At 70.7% G+C, this 18779-nt stretch carries 18 protein-coding genes; 4 read left to right on the forward strand and 14 right to left on the reverse strand.

Annotation, left to right across the window (positions count from 1 at the left end):
- Positions 1–4 precede the first annotated feature (4 nt).
- From B5D60_RS01015 to hppD, 14 genes are all read right to left on the reverse strand, one after another.
- Positions 5–1078, reverse strand: a complete 1074-nt coding sequence (locus B5D60_RS01015) for an ABC transporter ATP-binding protein (RefSeq protein ID WP_078698420.1) — start codon at positions 1076–1078, stop codon at positions 5–7.
- The gene (locus B5D60_RS01020) at positions 1075–2079 is read right to left on the reverse strand and encodes a LacI family DNA-binding transcriptional regulator (protein ID WP_078698421.1); all 1005 of its coding nucleotides are present in this window, start codon (positions 2077–2079) and stop codon (positions 1075–1077) included. Before B5D60_RS01020 ends, B5D60_RS01015 begins: the two co-directional genes overlap by 4 nt.
- Positions 2076–3434: a GH1 family beta-glucosidase gene (locus tag B5D60_RS01025; protein ID WP_078698422.1), complete on the reverse strand. Its 1359-nt coding sequence runs from the start codon at positions 3432–3434 to the stop codon at positions 2076–2078. The genes B5D60_RS01020 and B5D60_RS01025 overlap by 4 nt, the downstream gene beginning before the upstream one ends.
- The gene (locus B5D60_RS01030; RefSeq protein WP_078698423.1) at positions 3431–4270 is read right to left on the reverse strand and encodes a carbohydrate ABC transporter permease; all 840 of its coding nucleotides are present in this window, start codon (positions 4268–4270) and stop codon (positions 3431–3433) included. The genes B5D60_RS01025 and B5D60_RS01030 overlap by 4 nt, the downstream gene beginning before the upstream one ends.
- Position 4271: 1 nt before the next feature.
- Positions 4272–5174 carry a carbohydrate ABC transporter permease gene (locus tag B5D60_RS01035; protein ID WP_078698424.1) on the reverse strand — a complete coding sequence of 301 codons (903 nt, stop codon included), beginning with the start codon at positions 5172–5174 and terminating at the stop codon, positions 4272–4274.
- Between the two features lie 93 nt (positions 5175–5267).
- Complete coding sequence (locus B5D60_RS01040; protein ID WP_078698425.1) at positions 5268–6551, reverse strand: ABC transporter substrate-binding protein; 1284 nt, start codon at positions 6549–6551, stop codon at positions 5268–5270.
- A 167-nt stretch (positions 6552–6718) separates the two neighbouring features.
- A complete protein-coding gene (locus B5D60_RS01045) occupies positions 6719–8935 on the reverse strand; it encodes a polyribonucleotide nucleotidyltransferase (RefSeq protein ID WP_078698426.1) in 2217 nt (738 codons plus the stop codon).
- A gap of 272 nt (positions 8936–9207) precedes the next feature.
- Positions 9208–9471, reverse strand: a complete 264-nt coding sequence (gene rpsO, locus B5D60_RS01050) for a 30S ribosomal protein S15 (RefSeq protein WP_153303087.1) — start codon at positions 9469–9471, stop codon at positions 9208–9210.
- Between the two features lie 156 nt (positions 9472–9627).
- A complete protein-coding gene (locus B5D60_RS01055) occupies positions 9628–10560 on the reverse strand; it encodes a bifunctional riboflavin kinase/FAD synthetase (RefSeq protein WP_231948935.1) in 933 nt (310 codons plus the stop codon).
- Positions 10561–10593: 33 nt separating this feature from the next.
- Complete coding sequence (locus B5D60_RS01060) at positions 10594–11478, reverse strand: phenylalanine 4-monooxygenase (protein WP_078698429.1); 885 nt, start codon at positions 11476–11478, stop codon at positions 10594–10596.
- Positions 11479–11498: 20 nt separating this feature from the next.
- Positions 11499–12647, reverse strand: a complete 1149-nt coding sequence (fahA, locus tag B5D60_RS01065; RefSeq protein ID WP_078698430.1) for a fumarylacetoacetase — start codon at positions 12645–12647, stop codon at positions 11499–11501.
- Positions 12644–13348, reverse strand: a complete 705-nt coding sequence (locus B5D60_RS01070) for a hypothetical protein (RefSeq protein ID WP_078698431.1) — start codon at positions 13346–13348, stop codon at positions 12644–12646. The genes fahA and B5D60_RS01070 overlap by 4 nt, the downstream gene beginning before the upstream one ends.
- On the reverse strand, positions 13345–14523 hold the full coding sequence (locus tag B5D60_RS01075) for a homogentisate 1,2-dioxygenase (RefSeq protein WP_078698432.1): 1179 nt from the start codon (positions 14521–14523) through the stop codon (positions 13345–13347). Before B5D60_RS01075 ends, B5D60_RS01070 begins: the two co-directional genes overlap by 4 nt.
- Before the next feature lie 11 nt (positions 14524–14534).
- On the reverse strand, positions 14535–15734 hold the full coding sequence (gene hppD, locus B5D60_RS01080; RefSeq protein WP_078698433.1) for a 4-hydroxyphenylpyruvate dioxygenase: 1200 nt from the start codon (positions 15732–15734) through the stop codon (positions 14535–14537).
- 118 nt (positions 15735–15852) lie between these two features.
- On the opposite strand from hppD, the gene B5D60_RS01085 reads away from it, so the two are divergent.
- Genes B5D60_RS01085 through B5D60_RS01100 form a run of 4 tightly spaced genes read left to right on the forward strand, consistent with a single transcriptional unit; the run spans position 15853 to position 18778 of the window.
- The gene (locus B5D60_RS01085) at positions 15853–16344 is read left to right on the forward strand and encodes an Lrp/AsnC family transcriptional regulator (RefSeq protein ID WP_078698434.1); all 492 of its coding nucleotides are present in this window, start codon (positions 15853–15855) and stop codon (positions 16342–16344) included.
- Positions 16345–16401: 57 nt separating this feature from the next.
- Entirely contained in the window at positions 16402–16713 is a 312-nt protein-coding gene (locus B5D60_RS01090; protein WP_078698435.1) for a hypothetical protein, read from the forward strand.
- Positions 16714–16737: 24 nt separating this feature from the next.
- Entirely contained in the window at positions 16738–18117 is a 1380-nt protein-coding gene (locus B5D60_RS01095) for a sensor histidine kinase (RefSeq protein WP_172806219.1), read from the forward strand.
- Between the two features lies 1 nt (position 18118).
- A complete protein-coding gene (locus B5D60_RS01100) occupies positions 18119–18778 on the forward strand; it encodes a response regulator transcription factor (protein ID WP_078698437.1) in 660 nt (219 codons plus the stop codon).
- The last annotated feature ends 1 nt before the right edge of the window (position 18779 follow it).

Raw genomic sequence — 18779 nt, forward strand, 5'->3', positions numbered from 1 at the left:
GATGCTATCGACCGAGCCTCAGGCCCGTGCGGGGGTCGAAGTGGTGCACCGCCTCGGGGTCGAGGACGGCCAGGTGGGTGGGCGTCCCCTTCACCGGCGGGTTCCGCCAGTCGGTGCGCGCCACCACCGGGGTGGTCACTCCGTCGGCGCGCCCGTAGAGGTACGCGTCGGACCCCAGCTCCTCCACGACGTCGACGACGATGGGCAGGCCCTCGGGCGCGATCGCCAGGTTCTCCGGACGGACCCCGACGACGATCGTGGGCGCGCTGGTCGCGAGGAGCGCCTCGCGCGGCACGGGCAGGGTGGTCGTGCCGAACGCCACTCCCCCGTCGCTGACGGGCAGCTCCAGCAGGTTCATCGCCGGCGATCCCATGAAGCCCGCGACGAAGAGGTTGACGGGCCGGTCGTACAGCTCGCGGGGGGCCGCGACCTGTTGCAGGACGCCGTCCTTGAGCACCGCGACCCGGTCGCCCATCGTCATCGCCTCGACCTGGTCGTGGGTCACGTAGACGGTGGTGGTGCCGAGTCGGCGCTGGAGGGCGGCCAGCTGGGTGCGGGTCTGCACGCGCAGCTTGGCGTCGAGGTTCGACAGCGGCTCGTCCATGAGGAACACCTGCGGCGACCTCACGATCGCGCGGCCCATCGCCACGCGCTGGCGCTGGCCGCCCGAGAGCGCCTTGGGCTTGCGGTCGAGGTAGTCGGTCAGGCCGAGCAGGTCGGCCGCCTCGGCCACCCGAGTGGCGATGTCGGCCTTCGAGACCTTGGCGATCCGCAGCGCGAAACCCATGTTCTCGGCCACCGTCATGTGCGGGTAGAGCGCGTAGTTCTGGAAGACCATCGCGATGTCGCGCTCCTTCGGCGGCACCTGGGTCACGTCGCGGTCGCCGATGAGGACGCGTCCGGCGTCGACGTCCTCGAGCCCCGCGAGCATGCGCAGCGTCGTGGACTTGCCGCAGCCGGACGGGCCGACCAGCACGAGAAACTCCCCGTCGGCCACCTCGAGATCGATGTGGTCGACGGCGGGGCGCTCCTGGCCGGGGAACAGGCGGGTCGCCCCGTCGAACACGACGCGGCTCATGCGGACTCCCCCGCTCGCAGCTCGGCCGGCAGGACGACCGACCGGACCTCCGCGCCGGGGTCGTCGATGCGATGCGCCAGCACCTCCACCGCGGTGGTGCCCAGCTCGGCGAGGGGCTGGTGGACCGTGGTCAGCACGGGCGTGGAGGCCGCGGCCGCGGGCGAGCCGTCGAAGCCCACCACCGCGACGTCCTCGGGGACCCTCAGCCCACGGCGAGCGAGCTCGCGCATCGCGCCCAGCGCCATCACGTCGTTCGCGGCGAAGATCGCGTCGAGGTCGGGGCACCGCTCGACGAGGGCGGCCGTACCCCTGACGCCGCTGGCGTCGCTGAAGTCCCCGGCCTCGACGAGTCGCTCCTCGAACGGCAGCCCGGCCGCGGCCAGCGCTTCGCGGTAGCCCTCGAGACGGTCGCGTCCGGAGGCCAGGTCCTGCGGGCCGGTGATGCAGGCGATGCGCTGACGCCCTCGTCCGATGATGTGGTCCACGGCCTGGCGCGCTCCCCCGAGGTTGTCCACGTCGACGTAGCAGGCGCCCGCGTCGCGGGGCCGGCCGACGTGAACGATCGGCAGGTCGGGGCTCTCCGGGAGGCTGAGCGCGTCGTGCATCGACACGACCATGACGCCGTCGACGTGCTGCGGCGTGAGGAACTGGCCGAGCCGGTCGAGGTGCGACTCATCGGGCACCATCGAGAGCACGAGGCGCCTCGACGTCGCATCGACGGCGCGCGAGATCCCTCGCACGAGGCCGGCGAAGAACGGCTCGGCGAACACGCGCTCCTCGTCCTCGGCGATGACGAGCGCCACGGTGTCGGTGCGGCGCGTCCTGAGCGCCCGCGCCGCCTGGTTGGGCACGTAGCCCAGCTCGCGCACGGCACGCTCCACGGCGTCGCGGGTGTGCGGCGACACGTGCTCGGAGCCGTTGACGACTCGCGACGCCGTGCCGCGCCCCACCCCGGCGAGCCGGGCCACTTCCTCCAGCGTCGGCTGGCGACTGTCAGTCATGCCCTCTCCTTCGTGCTGCTGGTCCGGGCGAGCTCGGCGAACCACCGAGCGCTGGCCTTGGGGGTGCGGGCCAGGGTGTCGAAGTCGACGTGGACGATCCCGAAGCGCTTCGCGTACCCCTCCGCCCACTCGAAGTTGTCCAACAGGGACCACGCGAAGTATCCCCGCACGTCGATCCCCGCGTCGACCGCGTCGGCCACCTGCGCGAGGTGCCCGGCGATGAAGTCGATGCGGTCGTGGTCCTGGACCGTCCCCTCCTCGGACACGGCATCGTCGAACGCGGCGCCGTTCTCGGTGATGTAGATCGGGATCGACGGGTAGTCCGCGCCGACCTGGCGCAGCACCTCGCCGAGCCCGGCGGGGTCGATGTCCCAGCCGGAGGCGGTCTTGGGCCAGACGCGGTCGACGAACCCGACCTCCGAGGCCCCGGGCCACGGCGAGGCCTCGACCACGTGGCGCGAGTAGTAGTTGATGCCGAGGAAGTCCAGCGGCGCGGAGATGACGTCGAGGTCCTCGTCGCGGATGGCGTCGAGGCCCGTCGAGCCGGCGAGATCGTCCAGCACGTCCTGCGGGTAGCGGCCGAGCAGGACCGGGTCGAGGAACCAGCGGTTCATCAGCCCGTCGATGCGGCGGGCCGCGTCGTCGTGGCGACCCGTGTCGTCGGCCGGGGAGACCGCGTAGAGGTTGAGCGTCACACCGACGCGTGCCTCGGGGCGGCCCTCACGGATCCGCGGCACCGCGAGGCCGTGCGCGAGGTGCAGGTGGTGCGAGGCGGCGAGCGCGGCCGCCGGCTCCGTGCGGCCGGGAGCGTGGATCCCGGCGCCGTAGCCCAGGAACGCGGCGCACCACGGCTCGTTGAGGGTGGTCCAGTTCCGCACGCGGTCGCCCAGGGCGTCCACGACGATCGCGGCGTAGTCGGCGAAGCGCTCGGCCGTCTCGCGCTCGGGCCAGCCGCCGGCGTCCTCGAGGGCCTGCGGCAGGTCCCAGTGGAAGAGCGTGGGCCAGGGCTCGATGCCCGCCTCGAGCAGTCCGTCGACGAGGCGGTCGTAGAACGCCAGCCCTCGCGGCTCGGCGGGCCCCCGACCCTCGGGCTGGATCCGGGGCCAGGCCACGGAGAACCGGTAGGCGCCCAGGCCGAGGTCACGGACGAGGGCGACGTCCTCGGGCCAGCGGTGGTAGTGGTCCACCGCCACGTCGCCGGTGTGCCCCTCGAACGTGCGCCCGGGACTGGCGGCGAACGTGTCCCAGATGGAGGGGCCGCGGCCGTCCTCGCTCGTGGCTCCCTCGATCTGGTAGGCCGAGGTGGCCACGCCCCAGACGAAGCCGGGGTCGAATCGCTGGTTCAGACCGTTCATGACTTCAAGCCGCCTTCCATGATGCCGCCGACGATCTGGCGGCCGAACACGATGAAGACCACGACGAGCGGCAGGGTCCCCATGAGGGTCCCGGCCATCACCAGCGCCTGGTCGGTGTAGTACCCGCCGGACAGGCGCGAGAGCGCGACCTGGACGGTGGGGTGGTTGATGTCGAGCGCGATGTACGGCCACAGGAAGTCGTTCCAGCGCTCCATGAAGGTCAGCAGCCCCAGGACGGCCGCGGCCGGCCGCAGCGCCGGGAAGACGATCGACCAGAAGATGCGCAGGGTCGAGGCGCCGTCGACCCGCGCCGCCTCGATCAGCTCGTCGGGGATGGCCTGGATGGCGTACTGGCGCATGAAGAACACCCCGAACCCACTGACCAGGAACGGCAGTGTCACCGAGGCGAGCCCGCCCGCGAGGCCGAGCTTCGTCATCAGCATGTACAGCGGGATCAGGCCCAGCTGCACCGGCACCATCATCGTGGCCACCACGACCACCAGGAGCACGTCGCGGCCGCGGAACCGCAGCTTCGCGAAGGCGAATCCGGCCAGCGCCGACGTGACCACCACGGAGACCGTGGCCACCGTGGCGACCACGAGGGTGTTCAGCAGCGCCTTCGCGAACTGGACGTCGTCGTTGGCGAAGACCCGCTCGATGTTGATGGCCAGCTGGTCGCCGGGCAGCAGCGGCGGCGGGATGCCCAGGATGTCGCTGTTGGCGCGCGAGGCCATGACGAGCATGAAGTACAGGGGTGCGGCCGACAGCAGCACCACGAAGGTCAGGGTGACGTACATCATCGGGGAGGCGCCGGTGGAGCGCGTGGTCGTGCTCATGTCAGTCCGCCGATCGGATGCGCCGCATCAGCAGCAGGTTGATGGCCGCCACGACGGCGATGATGAGGAAGAGCACCCACGCGATCGTGGAGGCGTACCCGAACCGCTGGCCCGTGAAGGCCTGCTGCACGAGGTACATCGCCACCGTCTGGAACTGCCCGCGGTTGCCGCCGGAGATCGCGTTGGCGCCCGTGTTGAACAGCAAGGGCTCGGTGAAGAGCTGGATCCCGCCGATCGTGGCGATGATCGTCACGAAGATCAGGGTGGGGCGCAGCATCGGCACCGTGACCGACCAGAACTGGCGCCAGGCGGAGGCCCCGTCGATCCGGGCCGCCTCGTACAGCTCCTTGGGCACCGACTGCAGCGCCGCGAGCAGGATGAGGGCGTTGTAGCCCGTCCAGCGCCAGTCCACCATCGTCGCGATCGCGAGCCACGACGACCAGCGGTGGGCGCGCCAGTCGATGTTCTCGACGCCGACGAACCCCAGGAGCCAGTTCGCGATGCCGTAGTCACGGGCGAAGATGAGGCCGAAGATGATGCCGACGGCCGCCACCGAGGCGACGTTCGGCAGCAGGACGCCCATCCGCCAGCCGGTGCGGGCCCGCAGCGCGGTGTTGAGCATCTGCGCGAGCACGGTGGCCAGCACCAGCTGGGGCACCGTGGCCAGCACGAAGATCCCGAAGGTGTTGACCAGGGCCCGCCAGAAGGCCGAGTCGCCGAGCAGCTCGGTGTAGTTGTCGAACCCGATGAACTCGACCTTGCCGGCCAGCAGGGTCCACTCGTGCATCGAGACCCAGGCCGTGTAGACGAGCGGGAACAGGCCGAACACCGCGAAGACGATGAAGTACGGCGAGACGAACGAGAGCCCGGCGCCCTGCTGCCGTGCGAGCCGCTTGCGTGCCATGGCGAGATCCTCTCCGATCAGTGGTCCGGGACGTGGGCAGCCGGTGTCCGCGCCTTGGAGGAACGCGCGGACACCGGCCGCGTCAGGGGTGCGTCAGCGTGCGGCCTTCTCAGCCGCCGCCGATGCGTCGTCCCAGCCCTGGGCGGGCGGGACCTCGCCGTTCTCGACACTGCGCAGTGCGTTCTCCACCGCGTCACGGACGGGAACGTTCTTGGTGCCGAGGTAGACCGGCTCCAGCTGCGAGGCGCCGGCCACGAAGAGCTGGCCGATCGGCGCCTCGTTGAAGTAGGCGTTCGTGGCCTCCTTCAGCTCCGGCTGGTCGTACAGCGCGGGCAGCGAGGGCAGACGTCCCTCGGCCTCGAAGGCCATCATCTGGCCCTCCTCGTTGCTGAGGAACTCGATCAGCTCCAGCGCCATGTCCTGGTGCTTGCTCGAGGTGGGGACCGCCAGCCAGGAGCCGCCCCAGTTTCCGCCGCCACCGGGCACGGTGGCGATGTCCCACTTGCCGGCGTTCTCCTCACCGGACTGGTCCTTGATGTAGCCGGTCATCCAGGCGGGGCAGGCGATCGCGGCGAACGAGCCGTTCTTGAAGCCCGCGTTCCATTCGTCGCTGAAGGCCTTCAGCTGCGCCGACAGGTCGGCCTCGGTCATCTCGACGGCGTAGTCCCACGCGGTCTTGACGGCCGGGTTCGTGTCGAAGACCAGCTCGTCGTCGCGATCGAAGTACGTGTGGTCGCCCTGCTGCATGAGGATCGAGTTGTAGGTGTTCGTCGACGAGTCGATGAACGCCACCTTGTCGTCCTTGATGCCCGACTGGAACTTCTTGCCCGTGGCGATGAAGTCGTCCCACGTGGGCCAGAGCTTGCCGACCTCCTCGCGATCGGTGGGCAGGCCCGCCTTCTCGAACAGGTCGCGGCGGTAGCACATCGCCAGGCCGCCGACGTCGGTTCCGTAGCCGATCGTGGTCTTGCCGTCGGCGGTGGTGGCCTTGTCCCAGACCCACGGGAGCCAGCGGTCCTTGACGTCGTTGCCGCCCTCGTCCTGCAGGTTGACGAACTTGTCGGGGGCGGCCAGGAACGCCACTGTCTGGCCCTCCTCGATCGCCACCACGTCGCCGGCGTCGCCGCCGGCGGCGATCTGCTGGGTGAGCTTGGTGTTGTACTTGCCGAGGTCGCCCTCGGCGGTCTCGACGATCTTGACCCCCGGGTGGTCCTCCTCGAACTTCTTGTACGCCTCGGTGTACCCGAACTTGCCGAACAGGTTCACCCGCAGGGTGATGTCGTCCCCGTCCTCGCCCGAGTCGCTCCCACCACACGCGGCGAGGCCGCCCAGGGCGATGACTGCGGCAAGTGAGGCGGCGATTCGTCGTGTGTTCACGTCGTGCCTTCCGTCGGTCCCCCACCGGTCATGGGAGCGCTCCCACTCAGTGTGGCCTGCGTCACATGCCAGAGTCAAGAGAAATTTGGGAACGCTCCCATATCCGCGTCCACGGGAACGACGAGGCCCCGCACCAACTGGTGCGGGGCCTCGTACGGGACGGACGATCAGGCGTCGGTGGACTCCTGCGCCGGCTCCTCGGTCTCCTCGGACTTGTCCGAGACGGGGATCAGCGAGAGCTTGCCGCGGTCGCCGACCTCGGCGATCTCGACCTGGATCTTGTCGCCGACCTTGACGACGTCGTCGACGTTGTTCACGCGCTGGCCGCCGTTGAGCTCACGCAGCTTGCTGATGTGCAGCAGGCCGTCCTTGCCCGGCAGCAGCGAGATGAACGCGCCGAAGTCGACCGTCTTGACGACGGTGCCGAGGTAGCGCTCGCCGACCTCGGGCATCGTCGGGTTGGCGATCGCGTTGATGGCCTGCTTGGCCGCCTCGGCCGAGTCGCCGTTGTCGGCGCCCACGTAGACGGTGCCGTCGTCGTCGATCGAGATCTTCGCGCCGGTGTCGTCCTGGATCTGGTTGATCATCTTGCCCTTCGGGCCGATGACCTCGCCGATCTTGTCGACCGGGATCTTCACCGTGATGATCCGCGGAGCGTAGGGGCTCATCTCGTCGGGCTCGCTGATGGCCTCGGCCATCACGTCCAGGATCGTCTGGCGGGCGTCGTGCGCCTGCTGCAGCGCACCGGCGAGCACGTCGGCGGGGATGCCGTCGAGCTTGGTGTCGAGCTGCAGCGCGGTCACGAAGTCGCGCGTGCCGGCGACCTTGAAGTCCATGTCGCCGAAGGCGTCCTCGGCTCCGAGGATGTCGGTCAGCGTGACGAACTTCTGCTCACCGTCGACCTCACCGGAGATGAGGCCCATCGCGATGCCGGCGACCGGAGCGCGCAGCGGCACACCGGCGTTCAGCAGGCCCAGGGTGGACGCGCAGACCGAGCCCATCGAGGTGGAGCCGTTGGAGCTGAGCGCCTCGGACACCTGACGGATCGCGTAGGGGAACTCCTCGCGCGAAGGCAGGACGGGCAGCAGGGCCCGGCCGGCCAGGGCGCCGTGGCCGATCTCGCGACGCTTGGGCGAGCCCACGCGTCCGGTCTCACCGGTGGAGAACGGCGGGAAGTTGTAGTTGTGCATGTAGCGACGCGTGGTCTCGGGCGAGAGCGTGTCGAGCTTCTGCTCCAGGTCGAGCATGTTCAGCGTGGTGATGCCCATGATCTGGGTCTCGCCACGCTGGAACAGCGCCGAGCCGTGCACGCGGGGGACGATGCCGACCTCGGCGGACAGGGCGCGGATGTCGGCCAGGCCACGGCCGTCGATGCGGACGTTGTCGCGCAGGACGCGATCGCGCACGAGCGACTTGGTCAGCGAGCGCAGCGCGGCGCCGAGCTCCTTCTCACGGCCCTCGAAGCGCTCACCGAGCTGCTCGATGACGTTGGCCTTGATCTCGGACTCGCGGACCTCGCGGTCGGCCTTGCGGAGGATCGTCAGGGCCTCGGTCATGTCGGCCGACGCGATCTCGCGGACGGCCTCGTAGGCGTCGTCCTCGTAGTCGAGGAAGACCGGGAAGTCCTGGACGGGCTTCGCGGCGGCGGAGGCCAGCTCGGCCTGCGCCTCGCACAGCTGGCGGATGAACTTCTTGGCCGCGTCGAGGCCACCGGCCACGATCGACTCGGTGGGCGCCTGGACGCCGCCCTGGACGAGCTCCCACGTCTTCTCGGTGGACTCGGCCTCGACCATCATGATCGCGACGTCGTCGCCGGCGATGCGGCCCGCGACGACCATGTCGAACACGGCCTCCTCGAGCTGGCTGTGCGTCGGGAACGCGACCCACTGGCCGTCGATCAGGGCGACGCGCGTGGCGCCGACCGGGCCGCTGAAGGGCAGGCCCGAGATCTGCGTGGACGCCGAGGCGGCGTTGATCGCCAGCACGTCGTACGGGGTGTCGGGGTTGAGCGCCAGGACCGTGATGACGACCTGGACCTCGTTGCGCAGGCCCTTCTTGAAGGTCGGGCGCAGCGGGCGGTCGATCAGGCGGCAGGTGAGGATCGCGTCCTCGGACGGGCGACCCTCACGACGGAAGAACGAGCCCGGGATGCGGCCCGCGGCGTACATGCGCTCCTCGACGTCGATCGTGAGCGGGAAGAAGTCGAAGTGGTCCTTCGGCTGCTTGCCGGCCGTGGTGGCCGAGAGCAGCATCGTGTCGTCGTCCAGGAAGGCCGAGACGGAGCCGGCCGCCTGCTGGGCGAGCAGGCCGGTCTCGAGGCGGATGGTGCGGGTGCCGAATCGACCGTTGTCGATCACGGTCTCCACGGAGGTGATGTCGGACATGGATGTCCCTTCTGCAGGGGATGCTCCCCCGCGCTGTCGGGACGAGGCGGCTGCGCCGGCGCGGTCCGCGTTCGGACCCGGGCCGGGCCGGTCTTCGATCGAGGCCCGCGGCCACCCCGAGGGGCTCCGAGGGCCACTACCGAGGACCGAGCAATCGCCGACCTCGTCATGGGTGATTCAGATGCAGTTGTCGTGATGTGAAGCGGTGGTGATGTGACGCTGGGGTGATGCGGAACGGGCGGCCATCCCCGAGGGGATGACCGCCCGCGATGTCAGCGGCGCAGGCCGAGTCGCTCGATGAGCGAGCGGTAGCGCTCGATGTCCTCGTTCTGCAGGTAGTTCAGCAGCCGGCGACGCTGGCCGACGAGCAGCAGCAGGCCACGACGGCTGTGGTGGTCGTGCTTGTGCTCCTGCAGGTGTCCGGTCAGGTGCGAGATGCGGCCGGTGAGCAGCGCGATCTGGACCTCCGCGGATCCGGTGTCGCCCTCGCTGGTGGCGTACTCGGCGATGATCTCGCTCTTCGACAGGTTCGCCACCGTGGGGGCAGCAGTCTTCTTCGACACGTTTCTCCTTGGGATGTCCGTTGCACGGCGCGCCCGGGCCTGTTCACCGGGGCACTCTCGTTCCGTGGCCGATCTACGGCAACCATCAGAGTATCAGCGTCGCCCCGCGCTGGGCCAATCGCCCGGCGGTCAGTCGGCGACGGCGTCGCGCGCCTGAGCGACGTCGCGGTGCATCTGCTCGACGAGCGCGTCGAGCGAGTCGTAGGCGACCATCTCGCGCAGCCGCGCGACGAACTCCACGCGCACCTGCTGGCCGTACAGCTCGAGGTCGTCGCGGTCGAGCACGTAGGTCTCGACGCGTCGTCCCACCACGCCCTCGAACGTGGGGTTGGTGCCCACCGAGGTGGCTCCGGGGAGCCTCGTGCCGTCCGGCAGCACCAGCCGGGTGGCGTACACGCCGTCGGGCGGAACGGCGTAGGTGTCGTCGACCGGGACGTTGGCCGTGGGGAACCCGAGCTCGCGGCCACGGCGGTCGCCCTCGACCACGACGCCCCCGACCTCGTGCGGACGGCCGAGCAGCTCGGCGGCGCTCTCCACGTCGCCCGCGGCCACCGCCGCGCGCACCCGCGTGGAGGAGAAGGCCTCCTCGTCGCCGGCGAGCGCGGCCTCCTGCGCGACGAAGCCGTGCTCGACGCCCGAGGCCGCCAGGGTCTCGATCGAGCCGGAGGCACGGCTCCCGTAGCGGAAGCCCTCCCCCACGACGACGGCGCGCGCGTGGCACTGGTCGAGCACGACGGCCTGCACGAACTCGACGGGCGACCACGACGCCATCTCGCGCGTGAAGTCCAGGACGCGCACGTGATCGGCGCCGTGCTGGTGCAGCAGCTCGATGCGCCGCTCGAGCGTGGTCAGACGCACGGGCGCGCGGTCGGGCGCGAAGATCGCGACGGGGTGAGGATCGAAGGTGATCGCCACCGTGGCCAGGTCGCCGGCCACGGCGCGCGTGGCGGCGAGCAGGGACTGGTGCCCGCGGTGGACGCCGTCGAAGTTGCCGATCGTCACGGCCGTCGGCTCGGACACCGAGGTGTCGGGAGCACCGTCGACCGCCTTCCAGATCGCCACGGCGACACTGTGCCACATCCGCCCCGGCCGTCCTCAGGCAGCGACCTTCAACGCGGCGATCGAGTCGTCGGTGCAGGTGTCCCAGAAGCCGCCGACGACGTCCTGGATCTGGCTGAACGACGACGCCGCGAACAGCACCTCCTGGTAGTGCGTGATGTCGTAGTCGGTCGTGCCCATGTCGGCGAGGTCGAGCGGCCGGATCGCCATGTGGCGAAACTCCTCGATCTCCCCAGGGCTGGACAGGATCCCCGCGCCGTAGGCCTTCAGGCCGTCGGACTCGTGGACCACGCCGAACTCGAGGGTGAACCAGAAGACCTTGCTGACGAACTCCAGCGCCTCGTCGGACTCCACGCGTCGGGCCGCCGCGCCCGCCGCCTCGTAGAGGTCGGTGAACCGGCGGTCGGCGAGCGTGTTCCCGTGCCCCACGACCTCGTGCAGCACGTCCGGCTCCGGCGTGTAGAGCGGCACGGAGTGGTGGCGCACGTACTGCGTCGCCCAGAACCTCTTGTCGGCGAGCGCGCCGTAGAAGTCGCGCAGCGGCACCAGACCCGCCGCGGGCTGGTAGGCGAAGCCGGTGAGCGGCGCGAGCGCCTCGGACAGCTCGTGCAGCTGGGGCACGTGGTCCTCGGCCAGGCCGAACGCCTCCTTGCCGTCGAGGTACTCCCGGCAGGCGTACTCCCGGTGCTTCTCGTGTAGGTCCGCGCAGACGACCCGCCAGACCTCGTGCTCGGCGTCGGTGTAGTCGATGAGCGGCGCCGGGTCGCCCGGCCTCCACTGCGCCGCCGCAGTCGCGATGCGGTCGCGGCGCTCGCGGTACTCGGGATCCTCCAGCCCGGGATGCCCCTCCCCCAGCTGCACCGAGACGCTGCCGTCGCCCTTCGTGACGATCGGCGCGAAGTACTGGCCTTCCTCGAACATGACTCTCCTCCCCGTGGCCGTCAGGCCACGACTCCGTCGACCTCGCCCAGCGGCAGCAGTCGTCCGTCGTGTGTGCGGGCCGCGGCCGCGATGGTGACGCGGTCCCCGTCGAGCAGGAACGACCGCTCGCTCCCGTCGTCCAGCTTCAGTGGCTCCGTGCCGTTCCAGGTCAGCTCCAGCAGCGACCCGAGCTGGTCGCGCTCGGGACCGCTGACCGTGCCCGAGGCGAACAGGTCGCCTGGTCGCAGCGAGGCACCGTTGACCGTCAGGTGGGCCAGCATCTGGGCCGGCGTCCACGCCATCGTGGCGAACGGCGGTCGCGAGACGACCGTGCCGTTGACGGACACCGTCAGCTCGAGGTCGAGGCCGTGGCCCGCGGGGCGCAGGTACTCCTGGAGGTCGGCATGAGGGGCCGGCGGGTCGATGCGGGCGTCTGTCAGCGCGGCCCAGGGCACGATCCACGGCGACACCGACGTCGCGAAGGACTTGCCGAGGAACGGGCCGAGCGGCACGTACTCCCAGGCCTGGATGTCTCGGGCCGACCAGTCGTTGACGACGCAGACGCCGAAGACGTGGTCCTCGAACGCGCCGACGCCGACCGGCTCACCGAGCTCGGACCCGGCACCGACCACGAACCCGATCTCGGCCTCGATGTCGAGCTTCGCGCTCGCGCCGAAGGAGATCGAGCCGTCGAGGGCGCGCGTCTGGCCGGACGGTCGCCGGACGGGAGTCCCCGAGACCACGACGGTCCCGGCCCTGCCGTGGTAGCCGATCGGGAGGTGGTCCCAGTTGGGCGTGAGTGGCTCGCCGTCGGGCCGGAAGATGCGGCCGACGTTCGTGGCGTGGTGGCGCGAGGCGTAGAAGTCCACGTAGTCGGCGACCGTGAACGGCAGCAGCAGCCGCACGTCGTCGGCGGGCCGCGTCGCCGGCGACCGGGCGACGTGCTCGAGCAGCGCCGACCGCACCGCCGCCCATGCGTCGGGTCCGGCGGCGAGCAGCGCGTCGAGCGTGCCCGCCGTGAACAGGTCCGCGTACTCGGGCAGGACCCGCGGAGCCAGCGCGGTCACGTCCAGCACGCGGGTGCCCACTCCCACGCCCACGTGCGGCCCGTCGAGGTCGGGTGCCGTGAAGCTGCAGTACGGGAGCGTTCCCGCCGTGAACTCCGTCATTCCAGCAGCCCCAGCGTGCGCAGATCGGCCAGCGGCTCGTCGATGCTGCAGGTGCCGATCGACCGGAACAGGCGACGCGACTCGCCCAGGGACTCCAGGTCGAGGTCCTCCGCCGCGGCCGTCAGCACCGGCGCCGGGTCCTGGCCCCGCGTGGCCGCGACCACCGCGGCCATGACGTTCACGAAGCCGTGGGCGCCGTCGTGCGCGAGGGCCGAGTGCAGGCCTGCGGTCAGCTTGAACTGCAGCCCGTGCTCGACGCAGTGCACGATCGCGGCGGCCAGCTCGTCCACCGTCGGCACTTGGTCCCCACCGCACCGCAGCTTCAGCAGCGCACCCGGCGGCACGTGGAATCCGGTTCCCCACGGCATCTCGACCGCGATCGAGTGCACCGGCAGGTCGGGCAGGAGCGAGATCGGCCCGCGCAGCTCGGCGCCGACGGGCTCGACCGGCGATCCCATCAGGCGCCGGAGCGCGGGTGCCAGCTCCTCGACGCTGCCCACGACGGACACGCGCACCGGCCGCACGGCCGCGTCGAGCAGTGCCGGGAGTCGCCCGACGTCGCACACGAGCGGCCCGACGCGCGCCCCGTCGGGTGTCGCCTCCCGCGCGAGGTGGTCCTTCACCGCGACGTCCACCGGCGCGTTCCCCGGCGGGAAGATCGCCGCGTCGTCGAACAGCGCCTCGAAGGCCGCCGCCGTCATCCCCGCCCCCACGAGAGGTGGTAGACCCCGTCGTCGACGGCTCGACCGCCCTCGCCCAGCTCGAGCGGGCGGAAGGTGTCGACCATGACGGCGAGCTCGTCGAAGGACTCCGCGCCGAGGCTCGCCTCGATCGCCGACGGCTGCGGGCCGTGCGAGTGACCGCCCGGATGCACCGAGATCGAGCCCTTCCCGATGCCCGATCCCTTGCGCGCCTCGTAGTCGCCGGCGACGTAGAACATGATCTCGTCGGAGTCGACGTTCGAGTGGTAGTACGGCACCGGGATGGCCAGCGGGTGGTAGTCGACCTTGCGCGGCACGAAGTTGCAGATGACGAAGTTGCTCCCCTCGAACACCTGGTGCACGGGCGGGGGCTGGTGCACGCGACCGGTGATCGGCTCGAAGTCGCGCACGTTGAACGCGTAGGGGTAGAGGCAGCCGTCCCAGCCGACGACGTCGAACGGGTGCCGCGGCACCACGTGGACGGTGCCGGAGAGACCGGACGGCCCCGAGCCGCGGTGCTTGACGTAGACCTCCACCTCGGCCTCGTCGCGCACCTCCGGCTCGCCCGGGCCGCGCAGGTCTCGCTCGCAGTAGGGCGCGTGCTCGAGCAGCTGGCCGAAGCGCGACAGGTACCGCTTGGGCGGGCCGATGTGGCTGTTCGCCTCGATGCAGTAGGCCCTCACCTCGCCGACGGGGACCCAGCGGTGGGTCGTGGCGCGCGGCACCAGCAGGTAGTCGCCGGGCCCGAACGGCAGGTGGCCGAACACCGTCTCCAGCACGCCGCTGCCGGACTCGATGAACACGCACTCGTCCCCCGTGGCGTTGCGGTAAAGCGGGGAGACCCGGTGACCGACCGCGTAGGAGATGCGCACGTCGGCGTTGCCGAGCACGAGCCGGCGCCCCCGCACCAGGTCGCTCTCGGCGTCGGTGAACAGGTCGTGCAGCTTGAGGTGCCGCGGCAGCAGCGGCTCGTTGGGCGTCGTCGCCTGGTCGGGCAGCTCCCACGTGCGCGCCTCGACGATCGCCGAGGGCACGCCCACGTGGTAGAGCAGCGACGAGTCCGAGCTGAAGCCCTCCTCCCCCATCAGCTCCTCGCGGTACAGCGAGCCGTCGGCCGCCCGGTGCTGGGTGTGGCGCTTCGGCGGGACGAGCCCGGCGCTGCGGTAGTGGGCCATCTGCGGACTCCCTAGAAGTTCCCTCGCCGTGCCTGCTCGCGCTCGATCGCCTCGAACAGCGCCTGGAAGTTCCCCTTGCCGAACCCGAGGGACCCGTGGCGCTCGATCAGCTCGAAGAACACGGTCGGCCGGTCGCCGATGGGCTTGGTGAAGATCTGCAGCAGGTAGCCGTCCTCGTCGCGGTCGACGAGGATGCCGCGCTTCTGCAGCTCCTCGATGGGCACCCGGACCTCGCCGATCCGCTCCCGCAGGGCCGGGTCGGTGTAGTAGGAGTCCGGCGTCGCGAGGAACTCGATGCCGGCGTCGCGGAGCCAGTCCACGGTGGCGAGGATGTCGTTGGTCGCGAGCGCCAGGTGCTGCGCGCCGGGCCCGTCGTAGAACTCCAGGTACTCGTCGATCTGCGACTTCTTCTTCGCGATCGCCGGCTCGTTGAGCGGGAACTTGACCCGGTGGTTGCCGCTGGCCACGACCTTGCTCATCAGCGCGCTGTACTCGGTGGCGATGTCGTCGCCGACGAACTCGGCCATGTTCGTGAAGCCCATGACACGGCGGTAGAAGTCGACCCACTCGTCCATGCGACCGAGCTCGACGTTGCCCACGACGTGGTCGAGTGCCTGGAAGATGCGCTCCGGCGCGCCCTCGGGCCGCCTCATCGTGGACGACCGAGCGACGTAGCCGGGCAGGTACGGCCCCGTGTAGCGGCTCCGGTCGATGAGCGAGTGCCTCGTCTCGCCGTAGGTCGCGATGGCGGCCATCCGCACCGTGCCGTGCTCGTCGGTCACGTCGTGCGGCTCCTCGAGGATCGTCGCGCCCGTGGCCCGCGCCTGGTTCACGCACGTGTCCACGTCGGGCACCTCGAGCGCGATGTCGACGATGCCGTCGCCGTGGCGGCGGTGGTGGTCCATGACAGGACTGTTCGGGTCGACGCCGCCCTTCAGCACGAATCGCACGGCGCCGCTGGCGAGCACGTAGGCGTGGTGGTCGCGGTTGCCGGTCTCGGGCCCGGAGTAGGCGACGAGGTCCATCGCGTAGGCCGACATGAAGAAGTGGGCGGACTGCGTCGCATTGCCCACGTTCCACACGATCGCGTCCCATCCCGTCACCGGGAACGGGTCGGTGGAGGAGTCGTGCTCGACCAGGCCGACCAGCTGCTGGAGCTGCTCGAGGTCGAGGTGCGCGAGGCGCTCGGCATCGGTGAGGTCAAGGCTCATGTGACTCAGGACACACTCATCCTGGCGACTGGGCAACCGGCGCATGTGGAGGTGGTCAGTCGAGACATTGCGTGCACGAACTGGGGCGCTGAGGTGTACAGATCGCTAGGCTCAGGACATGTTGGACCGATTGGACGTCGCGCTCATCGACGCGATGCACACCCATCCCCGCGTCGGCGACCTCGAGCTGTCGCGCCTGCTGGGGGTCGCCCGCGCCACCGTCGCCTCACGGCTGCGCAAGATGGAGCAGGCCGGCATCATCACCGGCTACGCCCCCGACATCGACCTGGCCGCCGCGGGCCACCCCGTGCAGGCGTTCGTCACGCTGCAGATCGTGCAGGGCTCCATCGCCGACGTCACCGAGGAGCTGGAGTCCCTGCCGAACGTCCTGGAGGCGTTCATCACCAGCGGCGACGCCGACATCGTCTGCAAGATCGCCGCGACCTCGCACGAGGACCTCAAGGACACGCTGCTCCACATCAGCGGCTCGGGTTCGGTCGCGCGCACCAGCAGCGTGATCGTGCTGTCCGAGCTCGTCCCGGCCCGGGTGCTGCCGATGCTGCGCAAGGGTGCGGCCGACCCTCCCCCGCGCGCGCCCGCGTTCCGCTGAGCAGGACTCTCATCGAGCGCTCATTCGGATCGGGCCCCGAACGGGGAGAATGGAGCCATGCGCTCCCGCTCCCTCATGATCGCCGGCCTGCTCGGTGCGGTGGTCCTCGCGCTGGGCGCCGTGCTGGCGGGACGCCTGATGCCCGCGTCGGGCACCGACGGGACGGTCGTGCCGGTCGTCATCACCCCGACCGGCTCGGCCACGACGCAGCCCCCGGCCACCGAGAAGCCCACGGCGACACCGCCCACTCCGGCGCCCACCGAGCCCAGCCAGGTGAAGCCCACGCCGAAGTCGGTCGATGATGATGACGACGACGACGGCCCGGACGACCGTGATGACGACGACCGCGATGACCGCGATGACGACTGAGTCGCGCGGCCGGAGCCGGGCGTGGTGAGGCGGCCGCGCGTCGCGTTCTCCGTCCGCAGCCGCCTGATCGTCGCGATCGCGGTGCTCGTGGGCGCCGCGCTGCTCGCGGCCGGCGTCGCGATGTGGGTCGTGGAGTCGCGCCGGATCGACCAGAGCATCGATGCGGCGATCTCGCAGGAGTTCGCCGAGTTCCGCGCCGCCACCGCGGCCGACGCGGCCGTGGGTGCCGATGCCCAGCTCGAGTCGTTCCTCGCCCGCACGCTGCCCGACGACGGCGAGATCGTCTGGATGTACCCCACCACCGGCGGGCCGAAGTACATCGGCGACTCCGACCGGAACCTGCTGGACTCCCCGCGCTTCTCGGCGCTCGTGGAGGACCTGCGCGCACGCGGCGGGCTGCGCACCTTCACCACCGCCAACGCCCGATACCGCGTGGGCGTCCTGCCGGTGCAGGAGGGCGACCGCACCGCGGCCCTCGTGGTGAGCCGCGACCGCACGCAGGCGCAGGAGCAGCTCAACGACCTGCTCATCACCTACGCACTCGTCGGCCTGCTCGCGCTGGTCGTGGTCGTGGCGGCCTCGTCCTGGCTGGCAGGCCGCCTGCTGCGCCCGCTGACCCTCCTGCGCGACACCGCCCGGGACATCAGTGCCGGCTCGCTCGACGAGCGGCTGGAGGTGACGGGCCACGACGACCTCACCGACCTGCAGATCACGTTCAACGCGATGCTCGACCGGCTGGAGGCGGCCTTCGCCACGCAGCGACGCATGCTCGACGACGCCGGCCACGAGCTGCGCACGCCCCTGACGGTCCTGCGCGGGCACCTCGAGGTGATGGCGCCCGACGACCCGGCCGACGTCGAGGAGACCCGCGCCCTGCTGCTCGACGAGATCGACCGCATGTCCCGTCTCGTCGACGAGCTGCTGGTGCTGGCCAAGGCCCGCCGCCCCGACTTCATCCGTCTCGAGACGGTCGACCTTCCCACCCTCGGCGACGGGGTCGCGGCACGGTGCCGCGCACTGGCCGACCGCGACTGGCGCACCGACCTGTCCGCCGAGGGCGAGGCCCTGCTCGACGGGCAGCGGGTCACGCAGGCACTCCTGCAGCTCGCCGACAACGCCGCGCGCCACACGCAGGAGGGCGACCTCATCACCATCGGGTCGAAGTCCTCCCCCACGATCGTGGAGTTCTGGGTGGCCGACAGCGGGCCCGGGGTGCCGGCCGAGCTGCGTGACGAGATCTTCGACCGCTTCACCACGACCAGCTCGCACGACGGCTTCGGCCTCGGGCTGTCGATCGTGAGCGCGATCGCCGAGGCGCACGGGGGCAGCGTGACCCTCGACGACTCGCCCGCCGGCTCGGGGGCCGTGTTCCGGCTGCGGCTGCCGAGGGAGGAGGATCGGTGACATGAGCCGGATCCTGGTGGTCGAGGACGAGGAGCGCATCGCCTCGTTCGTCGCGAAGGGCCTGAGGTCCGAGGGGTTCACGCCCACCGTCGTCTCCGACGGCATCACGGGCCTCGACTACGCGCTCAGCGGCCAGTTCGACCTCATCGTGCTCGACATCGGCCTGCCCGGCATGGACGGCTACACCGTGCTCGAGCGACTGCGCGAGGAGCGCTCCACCCTGCCGGTGATCGTCCTCACCGCTCGCGACTCGGTCACCGACACGGTCGCGGCCCTCGAGGGCGGCGCCGCCGACTACATGAGCAAGCCGTTCCGCTTCGCCGAGCTCGTCGCGCGGGTGCGGCTGCGGCTGCGCGCCACGGGGCAGACGGTCGTGAACGAGGACCTCGCCGCGGGCGACGTGCGGCTCGACGTGCGCAGCCGGCGCGCCTTCGTCGGCGACCGCGAGGTGGACCTGTCGGCGCGCGAGTTCGCGCTGGCCGAGGTCCTGCTGCGCCACCGTGGGCAGGCGCTCTCGCGCGAGCAGCTGCTGTCGCACGTGTGGGGCTACGACTTCGACCCCGGCTCGAACATCGTCGACGTGTACGTCGGCTACCTGCGCAAGAAGCTCGGCCCGGAGCTCGTCACCACGGTGCGCGGCGTCGGCTACCGGGCCGGCTGAG

The sequence above is a fragment of the Aeromicrobium choanae genome (genome assembly GCF_900167475.1).
GTDB lineage: Bacteria > Actinomycetota > Actinomycetes > Propionibacteriales > Nocardioidaceae > Aeromicrobium > Aeromicrobium choanae.

Coding starts and splice junctions, on each gene's coding strand:
- B5D60_RS01015 (WP_078698420.1), bottom strand. CDS start 1,078: ATGAGCCGCGTCGTGTTCGACGGGGCGACCCGCCTGTTCCCCGGCCAG.
- B5D60_RS01020 (WP_078698421.1), bottom strand. CDS start 2,079: ATGACTGACAGTCGCCAGCCGACGCTGGAGGAAGTGGCCCGGCTCGCC.
- B5D60_RS01025 (WP_078698422.1), bottom strand. CDS start 3,434: ATGAACGGTCTGAACCAGCGATTCGACCCCGGCTTCGTCTGGGGCGTG.
- B5D60_RS01030 (WP_078698423.1), bottom strand. CDS start 4,270: ATGAGCACGACCACGCGCTCCACCGGCGCCTCCCCGATGATGTACGTC.
- B5D60_RS01035 (WP_078698424.1), bottom strand. CDS start 5,174: ATGGCACGCAAGCGGCTCGCACGGCAGCAGGGCGCCGGGCTCTCGTTC.
- B5D60_RS01045 (WP_078698426.1), bottom strand. CDS start 8,935: ATGTCCGACATCACCTCCGTGGAGACCGTGATCGACAACGGTCGATTC.
- B5D60_RS01060 (WP_078698429.1), bottom strand. CDS start 11,478: ATGTTCGAGGAAGGCCAGTACTTCGCGCCGATCGTCACGAAGGGCGAC.
- fahA (WP_078698430.1), bottom strand. CDS start 12,647: ATGACGGAGTTCACGGCGGGAACGCTCCCGTACTGCAGCTTCACGGCA.
- B5D60_RS01070 (WP_078698431.1), bottom strand. CDS start 13,348: ATGACGGCGGCGGCCTTCGAGGCGCTGTTCGACGACGCGGCGATCTTC.
- B5D60_RS01075 (WP_078698432.1), bottom strand. CDS start 14,523: ATGGCCCACTACCGCAGCGCCGGGCTCGTCCCGCCGAAGCGCCACACC.
- hppD (WP_078698433.1), bottom strand. CDS start 15,734: ATGAGCCTTGACCTCACCGATGCCGAGCGCCTCGCGCACCTCGACCTC.
- B5D60_RS01085 (WP_078698434.1), top strand. CDS start 15,853: ATGTTGGACCGATTGGACGTCGCGCTCATCGACGCGATGCACACCCAT.
- B5D60_RS01090 (WP_078698435.1), top strand. CDS start 16,402: ATGCGCTCCCGCTCCCTCATGATCGCCGGCCTGCTCGGTGCGGTGGTC.
- B5D60_RS01100 (WP_078698437.1), top strand. CDS start 18,119: ATGAGCCGGATCCTGGTGGTCGAGGACGAGGAGCGCATCGCCTCGTTC.